This window comes from Lepagella muris (assembly GCF_004793975.1).
In the GTDB taxonomy this organism is placed as follows: domain Bacteria; phylum Bacteroidota; class Bacteroidia; order Bacteroidales; family Muribaculaceae; genus Lepagella; species Lepagella muris.
The window spans coordinates 55,687-74,756 of the sequence record NZ_SRYB01000013.1 but is presented as its reverse complement, the minus strand read 5'-3'; the positions used below and the strand labels follow the sequence as shown (position 1 = coordinate 74,756).

Below are 19,070 nucleotides of genomic sequence, written 5' to 3'. Positions count from 1 at the left end.
CTGTATGGATTCATCCACTCCCGTCATCGCGTTATGCAGGATGCCGCATGCAAGGCTGTGGCAAGGGTGATGCCAGCCCCGCTACCCTCCTTCAGTGCGTTGAAGCCGGAGAGGAGTGCCCCGGTGGCATACAGGTTCTCAATCACCTTACCCTCTTTCATCGGTCGGAACTTCTCATCAGTCACCACTCCGTAACCCATATAAGGCTGCGACGCATAGAAATTCTTGTCATACCATTCAGTGCGGTCATCGGGCGCATTGAGGTCAAGTCCGAACACCGGCTCATAAATCTTATCCATGTTGGCGATCAGCCCATGTCCGAAGAAACTCCCGGTGCATATCACGTAGTTCTCCGCAATCAACGGAATCGACCCGAAATTGGAGGTGTATATCTTACGGATCCTGCCATCCGAGATCTCTCCCCCCACGACTGTATCGCCGGGCATATAGGTGCCGCCGAGCGACGTGAAATAGTCACGCAGACTGAGCTGGCATCTCACTCCCGGCACGGATGCAGGCGTAGTGGCAACAAAGAACACCGGACGGTCCACACCACGGCGAAGACGATTGACCGGTTCATCATCGAATATACCGAGCACCGCAGGCATGATCACCATGTCACAATCCGATGAAACACGGTTGACCTCACGTGCAAGATCATCAACGGCTGAATCTGTAAGGAAGCGCGACATGTTGGTGGCTCGCATCTCTGTGGTGCTCTTACGCAGGATATCAAGCTGAGGCACGTTGACCGATGCAGTCACACATTCCACGTCGAGTTTTGAAAGACCCAATGCAAGGAAACGGGGATAGAAGTCAAGATAACTGTATATGTTGACTATCGCCGCCCTCTTACCTTTCAGTTCAGAAGGTGACTGGAAAGAGAGATATTCGTCAAGTGTGAGCCACGCCGGACGTGAATAGCCGAATGGAGTCAGTCTGTAATGATTCCTTTCAAGCGAACCGTTCACCTTTATCCCTGCCTCGCGGAGAAGTGGCAACACCCTGTCGAGAAGTTTCGAAACGTTGCTCACTCCTATCTTCCTGTAAGGATGAGACTCATCAAGCCGTTCGGCTCGTTCAAGCGGATGATCTATGACTATCCGGGAATCCTCATTGCAAAGAAATTCAAAAGAGCCAGACCAGAAATGAAGGGCACTCTGTCCTGCCGACACAATCGCTGTCTTACGTCCGCTACGCGCTGACTCTATGCCACAGACAAGACCACTGAGACCTCCTCCTATTATTATATTATCGTATTTCATATCAATGAATTTAAAACGGGCAACAACTTTAGTATTATTTGGAAATCTCCTCCTCGTGGTGTGGGGGTTCATGATCAAGTCCGAGAACACCCTGATAGAGCCACGACGTGAATTGCACCTCGCATAGAGTCTCACCCCAGCATACGGGGAACATGCCGTGCCAACGTTCATTCATGAATCCGGCAAGGTCATCCAGGCTTCTCTGTGCGCATTTATCGTGGGCATCAAGGAGTCCGGCACCACGGCAAGCACATAGACTACCCTGACACGTGCCCATACCGAGACGCGTGCGTCTGCGCAAGTTGATGAGATTATGCACATGAAGCTCCTCCATGGCATATTTCACCTCCGCCACACTCACTTGCTCACATTCACATACAAGAGCATCATCTGCATCCGAACGAGACTCTATCCTTCCCGACCAGCTTCCATGCCTACCCTCGGCTGCTTTCTGCTCTGTGCTAAGCTCGATGATGTGCTGACGTCGGTCTTCATCCTTGGCATCCGATTCCGAACCGGGCAACGGCACCTCTGCCGTCTCGCATTTCTTGTTGACATTCAGCTTTCGGCATACCATATCCGTAGCCTCCTCCGCCATAAGACGATAAGTCATGAGCTTGCCTCCTGTTATGGTGATGAATCCCTCCACCCCATCGCGTTTGGCATGATCCAGGCATACTATCCCTCGACTGATACTTCTTCCGGTGGGGTCGTTGTCGGCGGCGACAAGCGGACGCACACCGGCATACGCCCTGAGTATGCGGGTATATGCCAGACGCGGAGAGAGTTTGATACCCTCCCTAAGCAGCAGATCCACCTCTGCCGGAGTCACCTCCATATTATCTATCTCATTAAAAGGGATACGCGTTGAGGTGGTGCCGATGACGCAGATTGTGTCGCCCGGCACAAGGATATCGGCATCTGCCGGCTTGCGGCAACGGTTGATCACCATATTGTTCACCCTATGACCGAAAATAAGCAGTGATCCTTTGGCTGGATACATGTTGACCTTGATTCCGGCAAGCTCCGCCACGTGGTGTCCCCAGATACCGCAGGCACTCACCGTCACACTTCCTCTCACTTCCGATTCCTCACCATTCTTACGGCTTTTGAGTCGCACCCCGCAGATTCTGTCGCCCTCCTTAATGAATCCCACAACCTCCTGATAGGTCATGACATCGGCACCATGCATACGGGCTGAAAGCACATTGGCTGTGGTAAGACGGAAGGGATCAACCGCTCCGTCCGGCACTCTCACCGCCCCGATTATATCGGGGTTGACCGACGGTTCGAGACGCAGAGCATCCTTCGGGTCAAGTGTCTCCGCGTTTATACCGCATTTAATGCAGTCAGCCACGAATGCCTCCTGATAATCAAGACCATCTTCCGGTAATGTCACAAAGAGTCCACCCGTCTCCTCCACACAATGCCGGGCGATGCGACGTAGTATCATATTCTCCTTGATACATTCCGCAGCACTCTCCGGGTCGGTGTGGGCATAGCGTGCACCACTATGAAGCAGACCATGATTTCTGCCTGTCGCGCCTGCCGTGAAGTCAAGCCTCTCTATCAGGATTGTCTTCAACCCACGCATGGCACAATCACGTGCCGTGCCGGCACCAGTGGCACCCCCACCAATCACAATAACATCATATTCAACCTTGCTTTCGTTTCTCATAGTCATTTTGAGTAATAAGATATTTATAAATTCACACAATATCCCAATGTGCGAATCCCGATTTGTGAATTAAAATGTACGAATTACAATAATACATTCGCAGATAAAGCACAAATCATTAATGCCAAACCTTTACAATCTAAACAATCCTACATCTCCTTATGTTTTCAAATATTTTCAACAAAATAAGCAGAAGCGATTTCGACCAACTAAAAAGCAAAAAAAGAGAAGATTCCTCTCACGTTTTTACCTCAACCGGTCAAAAAGAATTCCCGTTTTTGACGATATTTCTCGTTTAAAATTTGGAAGGATAATAAATTCTTTTTAACTTTGCCAACGACAAATCTCGTTTATATGAAAAAAGAACTCGAAAAACTAACCGACAAGGAGGAGGAAACGTTGACCTTGCTATGGGAGTACGGACCTTGTGCGGTGAAAGAATTACTGGCTCACTTCTCCGAACCAAAACCTCATGTTAATACTCTATCTACTTTTGTGCGCTCTCTCGAACACAAAGGCTATGTAGGGCACGAACCGGGACGATATGGCGGATTCAACTATTTCGCCACCTGTTCCAAGTCGGACTATCGTCGTGGCGTTCTCAGCAAGATTGTGCAACGTTTCTTCGGAAGTGCCTTTTCATTGGCATCCAATCTTGTGGAGGACCATCTTGATGATGAAGAGTTACGCTCCCTTCTCAAAATGATTGAGAATAACAAGAAAATTGAGAATAACAAAAAAGGAGCCGGAAAATGATAACCTCTCTTTTCCAATACACTTTAGGAGTGTCGATCCCGTTGATTGTGATGTGGACAGCATACAGGTTGGCTCTTGCAAACCGGAAGCAGCTGTCTCTAAATCGGCTTGTATTCACAGTTGATGGCATACCTGTCTCGCATGAGGAGATAAACAACATCAAGACAGATGCGATTAAGACCATAACCATTGATAAAAGCGGTAATGGCAAAGCCACAATCCACGTGGAACCCAAGTAATCGTAAACAATTGACTCCAAATGAATCATGAATCCAATTAATATGAAACGCTTATTATCTCTGACCTTATTTTCCACCGCAATTTTGGCTTCCGTAGCGCAAGGAATTACCACAGCGGTAGTTGGACAACAAATTGAGGTAAGCTATAAATATTCACATCCGGTCCAAACTATGAGAAGTGCCGTCGCGGATGTGACAAATGATTATATACTCATCACTGACGGGTATAATTCAAAATTCTATTCGCCACGTACCGAAATGATTGACTCGATTGAATCAACACCCGAGGGTTTCGAGGCCTTCAACACATTCAAACGTGAATGTTGGGAATCAGGTAGACAGAAAGACATTCCGAGGGTGGACGGCTCTTTCTATATCACTAAGTTCTCTAAGAAGGGGCAGCTTCACACTTATGATGTGGCGAGTGCCACAAGGTTTCATATCGTGGAATCTATTCCTAAGATAAATTGGGAAATAGAAGATTCGGTCAGGAATATCCTGGGATATGATTGCCAGATGGCTACCACTGATTTTCGGGGAAGGAATTGGACTGCTTGGTTCGCCACGGAGATACCTGTGCAGGACGGACCTTGGAAACTTGCGGGACTTCCCGGCATTATCCTTGCGGCTGAATGTGAAGGGGGACAATATACTTTCGAGGCAGACGGCATCCGGCAGACTTCTAAGCCGGTAAAGGATATTTACGGCAAAGATAATTGGGAAGCAATAGACCGACGGGATTTCTGGAGATTGCGCCGGGAATGTCTTGACAACCCTTCGCGCAATATAAAATCCGCAGGAAGCAACGTGATAGTTTTCCAAGGGATAGAATACAAGGATTACCTTCCGGCTGAAGTGGTGGACTATATAGAAACCGACTACAAATAATATACAGAAAAATGAAACCGGCAATCACAATCAAGTGTGACAATTAGATTGGTTACGCGGACGCAAGCTGTCAATCTCAATATCTCTAAGAAAATGAAAAAGTTAATAATCCTCACTACAATCTGTTTCGCGGTGATAACCACCGTGGCTCAGGAACAGGCTGACATTGAAGTCAGCTATAATTATAAGCACTTTCACCGAACCGGCAAAGAGCAGAACCATCAGATGATACTGCTTGCCAATGCTGTATCTTCAAAATTCTTCAATCCCGAAACTGAATATGTGGATTCTCTTGAATATACACCTGATGGTAAAGAGATTTACAATCAGATGAAGATGGCTGCATTCACTTCCGGAAATATGAAAAGTGTGCCGCAGAGAAGAGTACCAATGTACATTTTCAAGTCGAAAGAAAGAGGAGAAACTGATGTCTATGATGGCATAAATGTCATGATGTTCAGATTCACAGAACCTTATGGTATACAAAATTGGGAAATCAGCGACTCAACAAAAAATATTCTCGGATACGAATGTACAATGGCTACCTGTGATTGGCGAGGTCGCCATTGGACAGCATGGTTCTCTCCCGAAATTCCAATACAGGATGGTCCATGGAAATTATCTGGACTGCCGGGGTTGATTCTTGAAGCATCGGAAAATTCAGGTCAACACGTTTTCAGCGCAACCGGAGTGCAGATGACTCCTCGACAAATTACACCGGTCTTGAACGAAAACAATTACGAAAAAACAGACCGCATGACTATGCTAAAAGTTCTCCGTAAGTTTGAAGATAATCCGGAAGCAGGATTATCAACAGCTTTAGGTATTGGCATAACCGTTAAGGATGGTATAAAGTTTGACAAAACCCTTGACTTCCTTGAAACAGATTACAGATAAGTCGCTGATTGAGTAAATATAAAAGTATAAATCCTATTTTAAGTAATCTTCAAAAAATAACTTGTTAAATTTCGCTCGTCTTTCCGGATGTTTCCTCTGTCGTTTTCAGTTATGTAGCCCTATAAACAAGCTGTCAATCTCAATATCTCTAAGAAAATGAAAAAGTTAAATTTAGTAATAATGCTATTTGCTGTTGTGTTTGCAGCGATGGCGCAGAATCCCCAATTGAAAGTGGGCTATAAATATAATTTCTTTGATCCGAGAGGAATTGAGAAACATCAGGATTTCATTCTTCTCGCAGGGAATGGTGTATCGAAATTCTATAAAATCATACACAAGTTCTAAACAAATACAACAAACGGATTTATAAATCCGTTTTTATATCAACCAATTAACATTTACCGTTATGGCATTACCTCAGATAGTTATTCCTGTGCTGACAGGGGAAGCCGCCGAACGTTTTAATCGTTTAGCGACAGAAGCCGCAAAACAGCGTGGGGTGCAGTATGACCCTAAGGCTAAAGAAAGAGTTCGTAAAGTTCTGGAACGTTCAAGACAAAATGGTTACTTTTTAGATGGCATTCCTGATTGACGAATGTATTTTCGCACCTCTTTCCAAAGACCTAATAACGCGAGTTCGGGATAAGGAAGTCCTCAAAAAATTGAAACGGCAGCTTGAAAAAGTTGCCGTTTCGTTTGGCAATATCATTGATATTTAATAATTTAGAGATACTAAAACAATAAACCATATATCATGATTACCAAGGATAAAGTTAGTGAATTTTTTTGTATTGCAGACGATTTCTGCAAAGAATTTGAAGTTGAGATGTCAAAAAACGCCCTACCCGCCTCAAAAGACACTCCAAAACGTAAGCGTAAGTGCATGATGTCCGATTCGGAAGTCATCACAATCCTGATCTGTTTTCACTTCAACAGCTACCGCAATTTCAAACATTACTATCTCTGATGCGTCTGCCGGCATTGGCGGGATCTTTTCCCACAAACATTCTCTTATAACCGCTTTGTGGAAGTCATGCCCCGCTGCTTTGTGGCACTGACCATGTTCCTTAGACTCGCATGTTTCGGAGAATGTTCGGGCATAAGTTTTGTGGACAGCACATGTATCCCTGTCATCCACAACAAGCGCCAGTTCAACATGAAGATCTTCAAGGTATAGCCGAAAAAGGGAAAAGCACGATGGGGTGGTATGTCGGCTTCAAGTTGCATCTGCTATGTAACGAAAATGGCGAGATTGTCAACTTCGTTCTGACCAAGGCAAACGTGGATGACCGCAACGAAGCTGTGTTTGATGTACTTACAGACAAGTTTTTCGGCAAACTGTATGCTGACAAAGGATATATCTCCCAATCTCTTTTCGGAAAGCTATTCGACGATGGCATCCATATAGTGACCGGTCTCCGTTCAAATATGAAGCAGCGGCTGATGCCTCTATATGACAAAATCATGCTGCGCAAAAGGAGTATAATCGAGTCCATTAACGATATGCTCAAGAATGTTGCCCGGCTTGTGCATACCCGGCATCGCAACATCCTCAACTTCCTGATGAATCTGCTTGCTGCGATGGGCGCATACTGCTTTTTCGCTGTCAAACCGGAAGTCAATTTTGACTTTGAGGTTGACCCATCTGACGGTCAACTCGCAATCTGGCAATAAAGCATCATAATCATATAAAAACAATCAGGCAGTCGTGTAAGGCTGCCCGATATGTTATGCCTGTATATTGGCAATCTGATGAGGATTTTTTATCCCGAACTCGTGTTAATAAGAAGCATGTTCAAGCCACTGTTTTTAAAGCAAGCTTCAGGAATTTTATATTACCCAATAAGGATGATTCTCTGAACAAAATACATACACGATTGTTAAGTAGTTGTAAAAAAATACAATTTAGCTAGTTATTATGTTATATTAATGTAACATATCAAAAGCATAACCAATGAAAAAATTTTTTTCTATTTCGCAGTCTATTGTCCTTCTAGGAATACTTTTTCTAATATTTCCAAGTTGTCACAATGAGCCTGATTCTGTAACTGAGTCTTTCAGCTACCGGGACGGAGTGTATTCAGGGAGTCAACTGACGGTCACACTTGATGGTAAGAATGTGACGTCTGTGCGTTCGGTCACCCTATCGTCCAAACTGTTGGATGCCAATCTGAGCCCGGACAAAGATCCGGATCAGTTCGTGCATCCTTCTAACCCGACCTATACCACAATTGTCACGATTGATGGATTCCCCACGTCCAAAGAATCATCCTCGTTTACTACTGTCTCTGATCTCATGGGATTCAAGGGAGATACTGACATCAAAGGAGTGGAATACAAATATGATGCCGAGTTCACAGGTGATCCTCTTCTTCATCATGCCAACCAAGGTTTGATCCTACGTTTTGCTAAACAATGAATGATATTTGCAAATATGCCATTGCAATGTCGCTTGTGTTGTCAAGCGGCATTTCCTCGTTTGCGCAGACTGATTCCATAGCGGCGGATACTCTCGGAGCCGTACATCAGTTGAAAGAAGTCGAGGTGAGAGGCTACGGCGCGGACCGTAATCTGAAAGCTGCGGAAATGGGTCGTGTCTCACTCAGCAACAAGATGATCACCAATCTTCCCGTTATGTTCGGCGAGCCAGACATAGTGAAAACCCTACAGACTCTGCCTGGCGTATCTCAAGGTGTGGAGGGCTTTACAGGATTGTTCGTCAGGGGTGGCGACAACGATCAGAACCTTTTCCTTTATCAAGGTCTGCCGCTCTATCACGTAAGCCATCTCGGAGGTATATTCTCATCGTTCAATGTACCGACTGTCAGCCGGGTTGATTTCTACAAGGCGGCTTTCCCGTCGCGTTATGGCGGCAGGATATCCTCGATCACGGATGTCGCGATGAAGCGTTCCGACTTCGAGAAATTTCATGGTCGTTTTACTTTGGGGCTGTTGAGTGCAAATGCCTTTATCACCGGACCGGTCATAAAAGACAAGACGGCATTCACAGTCGGCATCCGACGCTCGTGGATAGATGTCATCTCTATCCCTACATTGGCCATAATGAACGCTGTGGAGAAGAAAAAGGGTAAGAAACACATTGCCGGATATGATTTCACCGACTTCAACGTGCGGATTGACCATAAATTCAATTATAATGCCTCGGCATATATAGTTGGATATTACGGACATGACCATCTAAAAATTGGACTCCGCGAATTCGAAGGTGAAAATGAAAGTTTCATCGTTGGTCCCGACGGCAAACCTATACCGGATGACACGCAATCTGACACGCGCTTCTTTGACGAGGATGTCAACCGCCTGTCCTGGGGCAATTGGGGCATATTGGGAGCATTCGATTATCATATCGGTCCCGGCACTATCAATGCCTCGGTCTATTTTTCAAGATACAGTTCCACATACCGACAGGAGAGGGAATACCAGACCGACATGGACGAGCCGGACACATACGGCTACAACAAAAGCCGGACAGAAAACAGTATCGCTGATTTAGGTGCGAGGGCGAACTATATTGCAGATTTCAGCAAGGTATTCCGGACAAGGGCAGGTGTGGAATACGTGCGGCACGACTATCTTCCCGAGGGGTTGCGCAACGAGTTCTTCTCCGACGGCAAAGGTTCAACCGACGGCAACGACAGTCCGCATGCCAAAGCCAATGAATATTCGGCGTATACCGACAACACTTTAAATTTCCATGATATTGTGGCACTCAATTTAGGGTTAAGGTTCTCTGCCTATAACATACAGTCAAAGACATTTACGGCATTGGAGCCACGCGCTTCGGTGAAGGTTGCGTTGGGCAAGGATTTCAGCGTCAAGGCAAGCTATGCGAGAATGAGCCAGTATGTTCAGCAGGTATCGAACAATTACATAAATCTTCCGACAGACCTGTGGCAACCAGTTATCGCCACCTTCAAGCCTCTGCGGAGCGACCAGTATTCCATCGGATTATACGGCAATCTTCCACACAGCATGTACTTTTCGGTGGAAGGATGGTACAAGGATATGAGGAATCTGCTCGAATACCGTGAAGGCGTGTCGGTGCTTAATCCTGGACTCACATGGGAGGAGAAACTCACCTCCGGAAAAGGATGGTCCTACGGCGTGGATTTCAGTCTCACAAAAGAAGCGGGCAAGTTCACCGGATCCATAGGATACGGACTCATGTGGAACTGGCGTAAGTTTGACGAGTTGAATCAGGGAATGAAGTTCCCGACGAAATTCGACAACCGGCATAAGATAAACATAAATGCAAACTACAAGCTCAACGACCGTATAGAGTTCAATGCCGGCTGGACATACATGACAGGCAACAGGCTCACTCTCTCCATGTATAACTATGACATCCCCGGCAGTCAGTTCCCGGATGCTCCTACGGTTGGACCTCCGGGTTATGGCAATGAAATCGACGGCATAGATTATTATCCCTCAAGAAACAATGTCCGCATGCCCGCCTATCACCGTCTTGACCTCGGCATGAGCATTCACAAGACTTATAAGAACGGGAATTCCGGAATCTGGAATTTCAGTCTCTACAACGCCTATTGCCGTATGAACGCGATAACCATAAAGAAGGACAACGAGAATAATGTGATAGACCGTCCGTCCGGATGGCACCGCGCTTTCAAGACCTTGAGTTTCATTCCTGTCATACCTTCTGTCTCATACACCTATATTTTCTGATTATGCGAAATAAATCCATATACGCATCAATATCGGTTCTTCCGATGCTGCTCATATCCTGTTATCATGAGGTTGATATGGACAGCTACAGGGATGAGGACGGGGAAAATCTCCTTACTCTAAATTCCCTTGTAACTCCCGATTCAACCGTTCAGGTCATGGCCACACGCACATATTTCTTTTCCGACATCCATAATGACCGTACATACGTCAAGGGGCTTGACATAGATATAATTGTCAATTCCGAGAAGAAAGAGGGCATGACTTATGATACGGAAAGGAATCTCTACATATCGGATGTAAAGGTAGGACCCGGAGATGAGGTTGGTCTTCACACCACCTTCATGGATAAGACAATAACCGCATCCGACATCATGCCTCATTCCGTGTCGATAGAGGATGTCACGGTGTCACGTCAGGGACCTGTCAGTATCTACACCAACAGTGACTTCGTGTTCACATATAGAGTGACGTTTACCGATCCAATTGGGGATGGAGACTACTATTTCCTGCAATGGGACGCAGTGGATCCCCGCAAGGACATAATGATGGGAGAACGTGACTTCACGCATGAGCTTGTCTTCCAGCAGTTGGCTAACCAAGTGCATGCCACACTGCCCGGATGGGAGCCATACTCCCCATACGGTCTCCCGTTCTCAGACAAAGGGATCGACGGGGAAAGATATACCCTCACCGTAAAAGAGATCGTGCAGATGCCAAAGGGATCATTCCAATGGAACCTGACTCAGATGAAACGCAGGTTCCGGCTCCATGCTATCTCCAAGGCATACTACGACTATCTGGTCAGCGCTCTCATGAACCGTACCAACGACAAGGGTCTGCAAGGCGGCATGATAGATCTTGGGATCGCGGATCCGGTCAAGGTGTATTCAAACATAAGCGGAGGTGTCGGGATATTAGGTTGCTACACCACTGCGGAAAGTGAGATCGACGCATTGAAAATCGTGGGACCATTCCCGAAACAATAAAACACCCACCTCATGAACAACTTTTATCGCATACTCATCTTTTGTGTCCTTACGCACATGTCAGCATTGTATGCCGGCGCACAGAATGACACTATAATGGAAACTGGGGAGACAATATTATCAGAAGAATACAGATCTGTGTACTCGCCGGGTGCATTGCGCTTTGGCGACCGCAGGATTGTTAGCCGGGTAACCTTGCCTGACAGCGTTGATGTCGTGCGCCATCAGAAAAAGAATTTCTGGCGGGCGGGAGCCGAGACCGTAGGCTTCAATATCGGGTTATGGGCTTTTGACCGCTATGTGTTGAAAGGCCATTACGCCTATATCTCGTGGAACACGATAAAGGAGAACTTCAGACATGGCTTTGAATGGGACGACGATCATCTGCACACCAACATGTTCGACCATCCGTATAACGGTTCGCTCTTTTTCAATGCCGGCAGGTCAAATGGCTTCAACTTCTGGCAGTCGGAACTTTTTGCCATAGGTGGAAGCGCCATGTGGGAGATGTTCATGGAATGTGAATACCCGTCGACAAATGACATTATTGCCACTCCCATCGGAGGTGCAGCCATAGGTGAGGTGCTCTACCGCACATCCGATATGATAACCGATGACCGTGCCACCGGAGGTGAACGTTTCGGCAGGGAGTTCGCCGCTTTCCTTGTCAATCCTATGCGCGGACTCACCAGAATTGTTACCGGTGACGCATGGAAAAAGAGAACGACAAGCGGCAGGCGTTTCGGCATTCCTCCAATAAGCGTGGATGTCTCGCTTGGAGGACGTTGTCTAATACCTATGAATAATGGCGGAGGGACTAAAGTCGGGGCGGTTGCCGATATCGACATTGAATACGGTGACAGATATGCGGAGGATGCAAAAGCTCCCTATGACTGGTTCGCATTCTTCCTGGAGTTGCAGGCTGTCAAAACTCAGCCTGTTTTGAGCCGTGTCGAGATTGTGGGCCGACTGTTGTCAAAAGAGATACTTGACAAAAAGAATCTGAACGTGTCGGTCGGCATGTACCAGCACTTTGACTTTTTTGATTCCGACACTATAAAAAGGGTTGATCGTCCAAACAAGCTTTCTCCATGTGTGGTACCTTATAAGTTCGGCACACCGGCATCGCTTGGTGCCGGTACGATGGCTCGATACCAACCAACTACCGGGGTTGTCCTGAACGGATTTGTCCATGTCAATGCCGTAATATTGGGAGGTATTCTTACGGACTTCTATCGTGATTATCACCGCAACTACAATTGGGGATCAGGTTTTTCAGTCAAAGCCGGTCTAAATTGCTCTCTCTTTAATGGCCGACTGTTGATGGATATAAAAGACCAGTTCTACAAGCTATATACATGGCATGGGTATGATCCTTATTACGACTGGTCGCTGACCCCAGAAGGTTCGCCGGTTAACATTCAGGGAGACGGGTCAAATTCTGGATTCAATCATTTTCAGGTACGTGTAGGATATCGTTTATTGGAGCGGCTTTACCTTTCAGGTCAAATTAATTTATACACCCGAACGACAAATTATGATTTTTCAGTTTATAATGGTTCGTACACATATTTCCCCCGTATAGAGAGCAAGCAAATGAATTTCCAGTTGATGCTGACGTATAAAATTTAGCAATCAAACTTGTATATATAATAACCTAATTATGTATTTATCTCATATAATGCAAACTTGAAGCTGTGTTTAAATTTACGCAGCCTTTTTCCATTTCTTATATTATACGAAAAAGTAATGGGATTCGGCACATAAAGCCGGATCCCATTGCTCTTTTCTGTAGGTATTGAAATTGTCAAAACTTCTTTATTTGCTTATGCCGTCGCGGATGAGGAGGGCATCTACCGTCGGCTCTTTTCCTCGGAATTCCTTATAGAGGTCCATCGGATCGACCGTGCCGCCGCTCTGAAGCATTTTCTTGAACTTGTCAGCAGTGGTCTTATCAAAGATTCCATGCTCCTTGAAGGCTGCGAAGGCATCCGCATCCAGCACTTCCGCCCATTTGTAGCCGTAATATCCGGCTGCATAGCCGCCGGAGAAGATGTGCCCGAACGAGGGGGATATAACGCTACCCTCCACTGCATCAAACACACGCACCGGATCCTGTGCCCTCTTCTCAAACGCCTCCCCGTCCATACTTGCTCGCAAAGGCTCCTCTATCGTATGGTATGCCATATCAAGATAGCCGAATCCGAGCTGACGCATACAGGCATACGCCGCGCCATACTGACGCGCACGGAGGAACTTATCCAGAAGATCCTTCGGCATCTTCTTACCGGTCTTGTAATGGGTGGCAAAACCGTCAAGAAACTCTTTCTCCGTCAGATAATTCTCATTAAACTGCGAGAACAGCTCAACGAAATCATGATATACATTGGTACCGCTCAACGAGGCATACGTTGCCTGTGCCGACAAGCCATGAAGCGCATGTCCAAACTCGTGAAGGAATGTCTCCACCTCATCGGGAGTAAGCAGGACAGGTTCATCACCTATCGGTTTTGAGAAATTGCATACTATGGATATGAGCGGGAGCGTGCGATTGCCGGCATCATCCTTAGTCTCAGTGCGGAACTCCGTCATCCATGCGCCCGGAGATTTTCCTGCACGATAGAAGAAATCGGCATACAGCACTCCAAGTATACTGCCGTCGCGCTCATATACCTCGAAAGCCTTCACATCGGGGTGATAAACCGGTATATCCTTATTCTCCTTGAAAGTATAGCCATAAAGACGTGTGGCAAGACCGAAGACTCCGCCAATGGTGTTCTCTAATTCGAAATACGGCTTCATATCCTCATCATTGAAGGCATAACGCTCATTCTTCAGCTTATCCGACCAATAGCTGTAGTCCCACGGCATCAGCACAAAATCATCACCCACCTTGCTGCGTGCGAAATCCTGCACCTCGGCAATCTCGCGCTTCATCGGCTCAGTGTAGCTCTCCCTCAGCTGCTCAAGCAGACCGTTTACAGCCGCCGGAGTAGCCGCCATAGTGCCCTGGAGATGATATTCCGCGAAATTCTTCTTACCCATCAGACGCGCTATCTCCAGGCGTATGTTGGCGATATCCTTAAGAATCTGCGTATTGTCGTATTTTCCACCGTTGTTGCGCGAATTATAAAGTTTGTAAAGTTTCTCACGCAACTCCCTATTGTCGGCGTATGTCATGAACGGACGATATGAAGGGGCAAACACAGTGAAAAGATAGAGAGACCCATCGTCCTCCTTATCTTCCGCCTCCAATGCCTCTTTCGCCACCTCACGTGCCGCTTTCTTTATACTTTCGGGCAATCCGGCAGTATCCTCCTCCTTCACCCACAGACGACGCTCGGGACTCGCCATATCGTTTGTGACATTCTGGCTGAACCGCACGTTAAGGTCTGACAATTCGGTGCTCAGACGGCGATACTTGTCGCGGTCATCTCCCTGAAGATCCGCACCACTCTCTGCAAAACTTCTATAGGTCTCCGATATGAGACGACGCGCTTCCGGAGAGAGGTCCGCACGCTCCGACTCATTCTCATAGACGTGCTTCACCCTTTTCCAAAGATTCTCATTAAGAAGGATGTTGGTGGAATGCTCGGATATGATCGGCGTCATCTTTGTCATGATGTTCATTAGAACGGTGTCGCCGAGTGCCGCATCAAGATTACCCAGTGCAAGCACTGCCTCATTAAGCAGGCGTCCGGAGCGATCGAGGGGAGCTACCGTATTTTCAAACGTAGGCGCGTCGGTAGCATTTGCTATCTTGTCAAGCTCCTCATTGTGAAGGCGAATGCCCTCCAATATGGCATTCTCATAATCATCCGTAGAGATTTTGTCAAACGGGATAGCTTGAAAAGGCGCATCGGATACGTGCAGCAACGGATTGACGTGTCCCCCTTGCACCTCATCGGCAAATGCCATCAGCGACATCGCCGTAATTGACCCTAAGATAAATTTATTCATGTAGTAAAAATTATATTTGAATGCGAATTTAGCTATTTTCTACCTTTTCTGAAAACATCCGGAGAAAATTTACAATTCCATTTCATAAAAAGAACTCCGTTTCATAGGAATCGGGATATTGCAAAAATAATGCCGGACATATTGCCCGGCATTATTTAGATATAATCGCTGATTGGATTATCTGCAAAGTTTGCACTATCACTCAGCCTGAACACCCTCCATTATCACCTGGATACGGTTTTTGCCGTTGTAGACAGTCTTCATGAATGAATTGAGTTTGTCAAGAGTGATACCCTCAATTGTAGCCTTCTCTTTAGTAAGATCATCATATCCACGGAGATAAGAGAAGATTCCATTCATCCAGTAGCTGTTCTTCTCCATATTGATCTCCACCTGCTTGATCATGGCTTCCTTCACCTTGTTGAACTGCACGGGATCAGCACCATCTTTAAGCAGCTTCATGTATTCATCCTGCGCACGCTTGATGAGAGCATCCTGCTGGTCTTTGTTAGTCTGGAAGAAATATATGAGATTCCATTCGCCGTTGTTCGGGTTTATAGTTGCATTCACGGAAGCACCATACGTGCCACCCTCCTCCTCGCGGAGCGTCTCGGTATAGATATTGTCAAGGATATCCCCCATCATGCTGACAAGCACGGAATTCTCCATGTTGTAGGGCACGTTGGAGTCTCCGTAAAGATCATATACCCAAGTTGAAGGTGTGCCCATAGGCTGCTTGAAGTCGTTGATCACGTCGCCTCTCTGGGTCTTTATCTCAGTAATCACTTTTGCCTTGCGAGGTGCAGCGGCAGGAAGTGTGGCAAGATACTGCTCCATGAGAGGCTTGAATGTAGTCTCATCAATATTGCCTACGAAAATAAACGTATAGTCACCGGCATTCGAGAGAAGCTGATGAATCATATCCACCATCTCAGGATAGTTAGCCTTGTCAAGAGTCTCGGTGGTGATCCGGTTCATCATAGGATTATTGCCGTATCTTGTCTTCGACACCTCTCCGAAGAATATCTTCTGAGGGTTATTATTGTCGTTGGCGAACGCAAGTCTAAGCGATTCAAGAGAGACATCGTAAGCACTCTGATCTGTTGAAATATTTGTAAAGGATGTATAGATAAGTTCCATTAACGTCTTCAAATCCTTTACTGTAGATGATCCCTCAAGCATATCGGTGTAAGTGTTTACGCCTAAGCCGAGACTTACCTGTTTGCCGGAAAGATACTTCGTCAGTGTCTTGGCATCAAAAGGTCCCTTCTTTGATTTTTCATACGCCACTCCAATAAGCGCGAGATTTGCAGCCTGAGACTCTGCGAAGCAACGCTTTCCACCCTCACGATATGCGTCCATAAGGATCTCATCACCTGCAAAATCTGTAGACTTCACCACTACTTTCACGCCGTTTGAAAGCGTATAGGTCTTGAAACCGAGGATATTGTTCTCCTCTACGGAAACAATCTTGCCGGGAGTCGGGAGATTAGCGATCAGAGGGTCTGTGATAGTCTCATCCACGTATGCCTCATATTCAGCATTCATGGCATCCTTGACAGTCTTGATCATGACGTCTTCAGACACCACCTCGAAGCCCTCCTTCTGGGGTTCTGTGGTCACCACCACCATATTGTTGGGAGTCAGGATCTGCTGAATAACCTGATTGATTGCCTGAAGAGGAATCATCGGAAGCATCATCTTCCAGATCTCAAGCTCCTTCTCAATGCCGGGAGCCGGTTCATTATCGATAAAGAGACGGCAGAGTTCATTGCCGAACGCATCGTTATCAGTCTTATCGCGCTCATTGTAGATCTTCTCCATACGGGATAGAGCCTCCTCCTTCACGCGGTCGTATTCCGACTCGGTGAACCCTGTCTTGCAGGCACGTGTCACGATTCTCATAACCTCATCCACAGCAGCCTGAGTGCCTTTCTTGGGGATGACCACGATATTGAACGAGTCTTTAGTCTTCGACACATAGAAATCACCAAAATATACACCGGCACCGGCATACGTGCATGACGGATCATGTGAAAATTCCTCAAGACGGTTGTTGATGAGAGATGAAATCAGCGACTGCAACAGGCTTGACTGCATATACATCTCGACGGTGTTGCGCATCTCAAAGGGGATTTTCTCCGACTTGAAGGTGATAGTTGTGCGTGGCTGCGGAAGCTCAGGATCTGTGAAAGATACGTAGATGGGCTCATCATTGTCGCTTACCGTGGGATATTTGCGCTCTGCCGCATTCTCCGGCATCGGTATTTTAGAAAAGAGATCGATCACCTTTTTCTCCATCTCGTCGGCATCAATATCACCGACGATGACTATACCCTGCTGATCCGGACGATACCATTTCTTATAGTATGCGCGGAGCACCTCCGGCTTGAAGTTCATGACCACCTCCATCTTGCCGATAGGCGACTGCTGATACTGATACTCCTTGTAGATTTCAGGGAGAATCGACATGAGCATACGGAACTGCGCATTGTTGCGCTGACGCCATTCCTCCTGGATCACTCCACGCTCGGCATCGATCTCAGCCTCTTCAAGAAGGATCTCGCCGCTCCAGTCATGAAGGGCAAGGAGCACGCTGTCTACAAGCGGCTTGTCGGTGGTAGGCACATTGTTGATATTATATACTGTCTCATCAAATGCCGTGTAGGCATTGATGTCGGCACCGAAACGTATACCTTTCCCCTGAAGATAATTCAGCAGGTTCTTGCCTGGATAGTTGGTTGTGCCGTTGAACGCCATGTGCTCAAGGAAGTGTGCCAATCCGAGCTGGCTCTCCTCCTCAAGTGTGGAGCCAACTTTCTGGGCGATATAGAAATTCGCCCTCTCCTTGGGCATCTCGTTATGCATGATGTAGTAGCTCATGCCATTGGGCAAGACGCCATGCTTCACCTTCGGATTGACCGGGAGAGGCGTCAGCTGTGGCATCTGGGCACTCATGCACAGCACTCCGATGAGGAACATTGCTATGCTTAAGACTTTTCTTACCATAATTGTTAGATTTAGTTGTTATTTTGGTTTTGGTTGTTTTTTTGTTCCGTTGTTGTTTTTGTTGTATCATGATGCAACATGATATATCATGTTATATCATTTTTCAGCATGTTATATCATGATAGCTATATGAATCCGTTCATCATTGCATATAGTGATAATCCGGACGCTGATTTTATTCCGAGTTTTGACGACAAGTTTTTTCTGTGGGTTATGACGGTATTGACCGATATGCAGAGTTCGTCTGCTATCTCTTTATTTATCTTTCCGGCAGCTATCAGCCTTAGCACTTCGATCTCCCTTGCCGAGAGATCTCCGCGTGTGTCGTCGCCATCATCCTGCGGAGCGAGAAATTCCTTCAGTTTACCCTTTATCTCCGCCTCATCTGATTTGGCAGACAGCATCAGCAGTCCGGAATGGTCGGCACAGTTCGCAACATTGCGTGCAACGATAAGTGTCTTCATTTTCCTGGGAAGGAAAAAATCCATGTTGTAGATAAAAATATCGGCAGCCACAATATACCCCGCCATCTTTTCCGAAAACGGATAAAATTCTTCAAACGATGGGAAATACTCCGCAGTCCCATCCCATCCATCACGTAAAATGGATCTTATTCCCAATGATTCCAAAGTGGAAAGTCCTATGAGAGCTATGCGTTGCCTGCTGTTCATGATTTGAAGATCTA

Annotated in this window: 15 protein-coding genes and 1 pseudogene; 11 read left to right on the top strand and 5 right to left on the bottom strand. The window is 46.5% G+C overall.

The window, feature by feature from the left end; genetic code table 11:
- Positions 1-23 precede the first annotated feature (23 nt).
- Both glpB and glpA read right to left on the bottom strand, forming a co-directional pair.
- Complete coding sequence (gene glpB, locus E5331_RS10280; RefSeq protein WP_168355205.1) at positions 24-1,265, bottom strand: glycerol-3-phosphate dehydrogenase subunit GlpB; 1,242 nt, start codon at positions 1,263-1,265, stop codon at positions 24-26.
- Between the two features lie 34 nt (positions 1,266-1,299).
- Positions 1,300-2,943, bottom strand: coding sequence for an anaerobic glycerol-3-phosphate dehydrogenase subunit A (gene glpA, locus E5331_RS10275; protein ID WP_123483986.1), 1,644 nt, complete (start codon positions 2,941-2,943; stop codon positions 1,300-1,302).
- 354 nt (positions 2,944-3,297) lie between these two features.
- Between glpA and E5331_RS10270 the strand changes: the two genes are divergently transcribed.
- From E5331_RS10270 to E5331_RS10220, 11 genes and pseudogenes are all read left to right on the top strand, one after another.
- Complete coding sequence (locus E5331_RS10270) at positions 3,298-3,699, top strand: BlaI/MecI/CopY family transcriptional regulator (RefSeq protein WP_123483985.1); 402 nt, start codon at positions 3,298-3,300, stop codon at positions 3,697-3,699.
- Positions 3,696-3,938, top strand: a complete 243-nt coding sequence (locus tag E5331_RS10265) for a hypothetical protein (protein WP_123483984.1) — start codon at positions 3,696-3,698, stop codon at positions 3,936-3,938. Before E5331_RS10270 ends, E5331_RS10265 begins: the two co-directional genes overlap by 4 nt.
- Before the next feature lie 27 nt (positions 3,939-3,965).
- Positions 3,966-4,826 (top strand): GLPGLI family protein, encoded by an 861-nt coding sequence (locus E5331_RS10260; RefSeq protein ID WP_123483983.1) that lies wholly within the window; start codon positions 3,966-3,968, stop codon positions 4,824-4,826.
- A gap of 93 nt (positions 4,827-4,919) precedes the next feature.
- Entirely contained in the window at positions 4,920-5,723 is an 804-nt protein-coding gene (locus E5331_RS10255; RefSeq protein WP_135984619.1) for a GLPGLI family protein, read from the top strand.
- Positions 5,724-5,879: 156 nt separating this feature from the next.
- Positions 5,880-6,068: a hypothetical protein gene (locus tag E5331_RS10250; RefSeq protein WP_123483981.1), complete on the top strand. Its 189-nt coding sequence runs from the start codon at positions 5,880-5,882 to the stop codon at positions 6,066-6,068.
- A gap of 61 nt (positions 6,069-6,129) precedes the next feature.
- On the top strand, positions 6,130-6,315 hold the full coding sequence (locus E5331_RS10245; RefSeq protein WP_123483980.1) for a hypothetical protein: 186 nt from the start codon (positions 6,130-6,132) through the stop codon (positions 6,313-6,315).
- A gap of 162 nt (positions 6,316-6,477) precedes the next feature.
- Positions 6,478-7,397, top strand: a pseudogene (locus E5331_RS10240) (IS982 family transposase).
- Between the two features lie 400 nt (positions 7,398-7,797).
- Positions 7,798-8,142, top strand: coding sequence for a hypothetical protein (locus E5331_RS10235; RefSeq protein WP_135984617.1), 345 nt, complete (start codon positions 7,798-7,800; stop codon positions 8,140-8,142).
- Positions 8,139-10,427: a TonB-dependent receptor plug domain-containing protein gene (locus tag E5331_RS10230; protein ID WP_135984616.1), complete on the top strand. Its 2,289-nt coding sequence runs from the start codon at positions 8,139-8,141 to the stop codon at positions 10,425-10,427. The genes E5331_RS10235 and E5331_RS10230 overlap by 4 nt, the downstream gene beginning before the upstream one ends.
- A 2-nt stretch (positions 10,428-10,429) precedes the next feature.
- On the top strand, positions 10,430-11,416 hold the full coding sequence (locus E5331_RS10225) for a DUF4249 domain-containing protein (protein ID WP_168355203.1): 987 nt from the start codon (positions 10,430-10,432) through the stop codon (positions 11,414-11,416).
- A gap of 12 nt (positions 11,417-11,428) precedes the next feature.
- A complete protein-coding gene (locus tag E5331_RS10220; RefSeq protein ID WP_123483976.1) occupies positions 11,429-13,048 on the top strand; it encodes a DUF3943 domain-containing protein in 1,620 nt (539 codons plus the stop codon).
- Positions 13,049-13,234: 186 nt separating this feature from the next.
- Here E5331_RS10220 and E5331_RS10215 read toward each other — a convergent pair whose 3' ends face one another.
- The 3 genes from E5331_RS10215 to E5331_RS10205 form a co-directional block, all read right to left on the bottom strand.
- Positions 13,235-15,376 (bottom strand): M3 family metallopeptidase, encoded by a 2,142-nt coding sequence (locus E5331_RS10215; protein WP_275441164.1) that lies wholly within the window; start codon positions 15,374-15,376, stop codon positions 13,235-13,237.
- A gap of 198 nt (positions 15,377-15,574) precedes the next feature.
- A complete protein-coding gene (locus E5331_RS10210) occupies positions 15,575-18,385 on the bottom strand; it encodes a M16 family metallopeptidase (protein ID WP_135984614.1) in 2,811 nt (936 codons plus the stop codon).
- A gap of 125 nt (positions 18,386-18,510) precedes the next feature.
- Entirely contained in the window at positions 18,511-19,056 is a 546-nt protein-coding gene (locus E5331_RS10205) for a LuxR C-terminal-related transcriptional regulator (RefSeq protein WP_135984612.1), read from the bottom strand.
- Positions 19,057-19,070 lie beyond the last annotated feature (14 nt).

Excerpts from the sequence above, each read along its gene's own strand:
- E5331_RS10225 (WP_168355203.1), top strand. The coding sequence starts at position 10,430 with ATGCGAAATAAATCCATATACGCATCAATATCGGTTCTTCCGATGCTG.
- E5331_RS10250 (WP_123483981.1), top strand. The coding sequence starts at position 5,880 with ATGAAAAAGTTAAATTTAGTAATAATGCTATTTGCTGTTGTGTTTGCA.
- glpA (WP_123483986.1), bottom strand. The coding sequence starts at position 2,943 with ATGAGAAACGAAAGCAAGGTTGAATATGATGTTATTGTGATTGGTGGG.
- glpB (WP_168355205.1), bottom strand. The coding sequence starts at position 1,265 with ATGAAATACGATAATATAATAATAGGAGGAGGTCTCAGTGGTCTTGTC.
- E5331_RS10220 (WP_123483976.1), top strand. The coding sequence starts at position 11,429 with ATGAACAACTTTTATCGCATACTCATCTTTTGTGTCCTTACGCACATG.
- E5331_RS10265 (WP_123483984.1), top strand. The coding sequence starts at position 3,696 with ATGATAACCTCTCTTTTCCAATACACTTTAGGAGTGTCGATCCCGTTG.
- E5331_RS10270 (WP_123483985.1), top strand. The coding sequence starts at position 3,298 with ATGAAAAAAGAACTCGAAAAACTAACCGACAAGGAGGAGGAAACGTTG.
- E5331_RS10230 (WP_135984616.1), top strand. The coding sequence starts at position 8,139 with ATGAATGATATTTGCAAATATGCCATTGCAATGTCGCTTGTGTTGTCA.
- E5331_RS10255 (WP_135984619.1), top strand. The coding sequence starts at position 4,920 with ATGAAAAAGTTAATAATCCTCACTACAATCTGTTTCGCGGTGATAACC.
- E5331_RS10205 (WP_135984612.1), bottom strand. The coding sequence starts at position 19,056 with ATGAACAGCAGGCAACGCATAGCTCTCATAGGACTTTCCACTTTGGAA.
- E5331_RS10260 (WP_123483983.1), top strand. The coding sequence starts at position 3,966 with ATGAATCCAATTAATATGAAACGCTTATTATCTCTGACCTTATTTTCC.
- E5331_RS10245 (WP_123483980.1), top strand. The coding sequence starts at position 6,130 with ATGGCATTACCTCAGATAGTTATTCCTGTGCTGACAGGGGAAGCCGCC.
- E5331_RS10210 (WP_135984614.1), bottom strand. The coding sequence starts at position 18,385 with ATGGTAAGAAAAGTCTTAAGCATAGCAATGTTCCTCATCGGAGTGCTG.
- E5331_RS10215 (WP_275441164.1), bottom strand. The coding sequence starts at position 15,376 with ATGAATAAATTTATCTTAGGGTCAATTACGGCGATGTCGCTGATGGCA.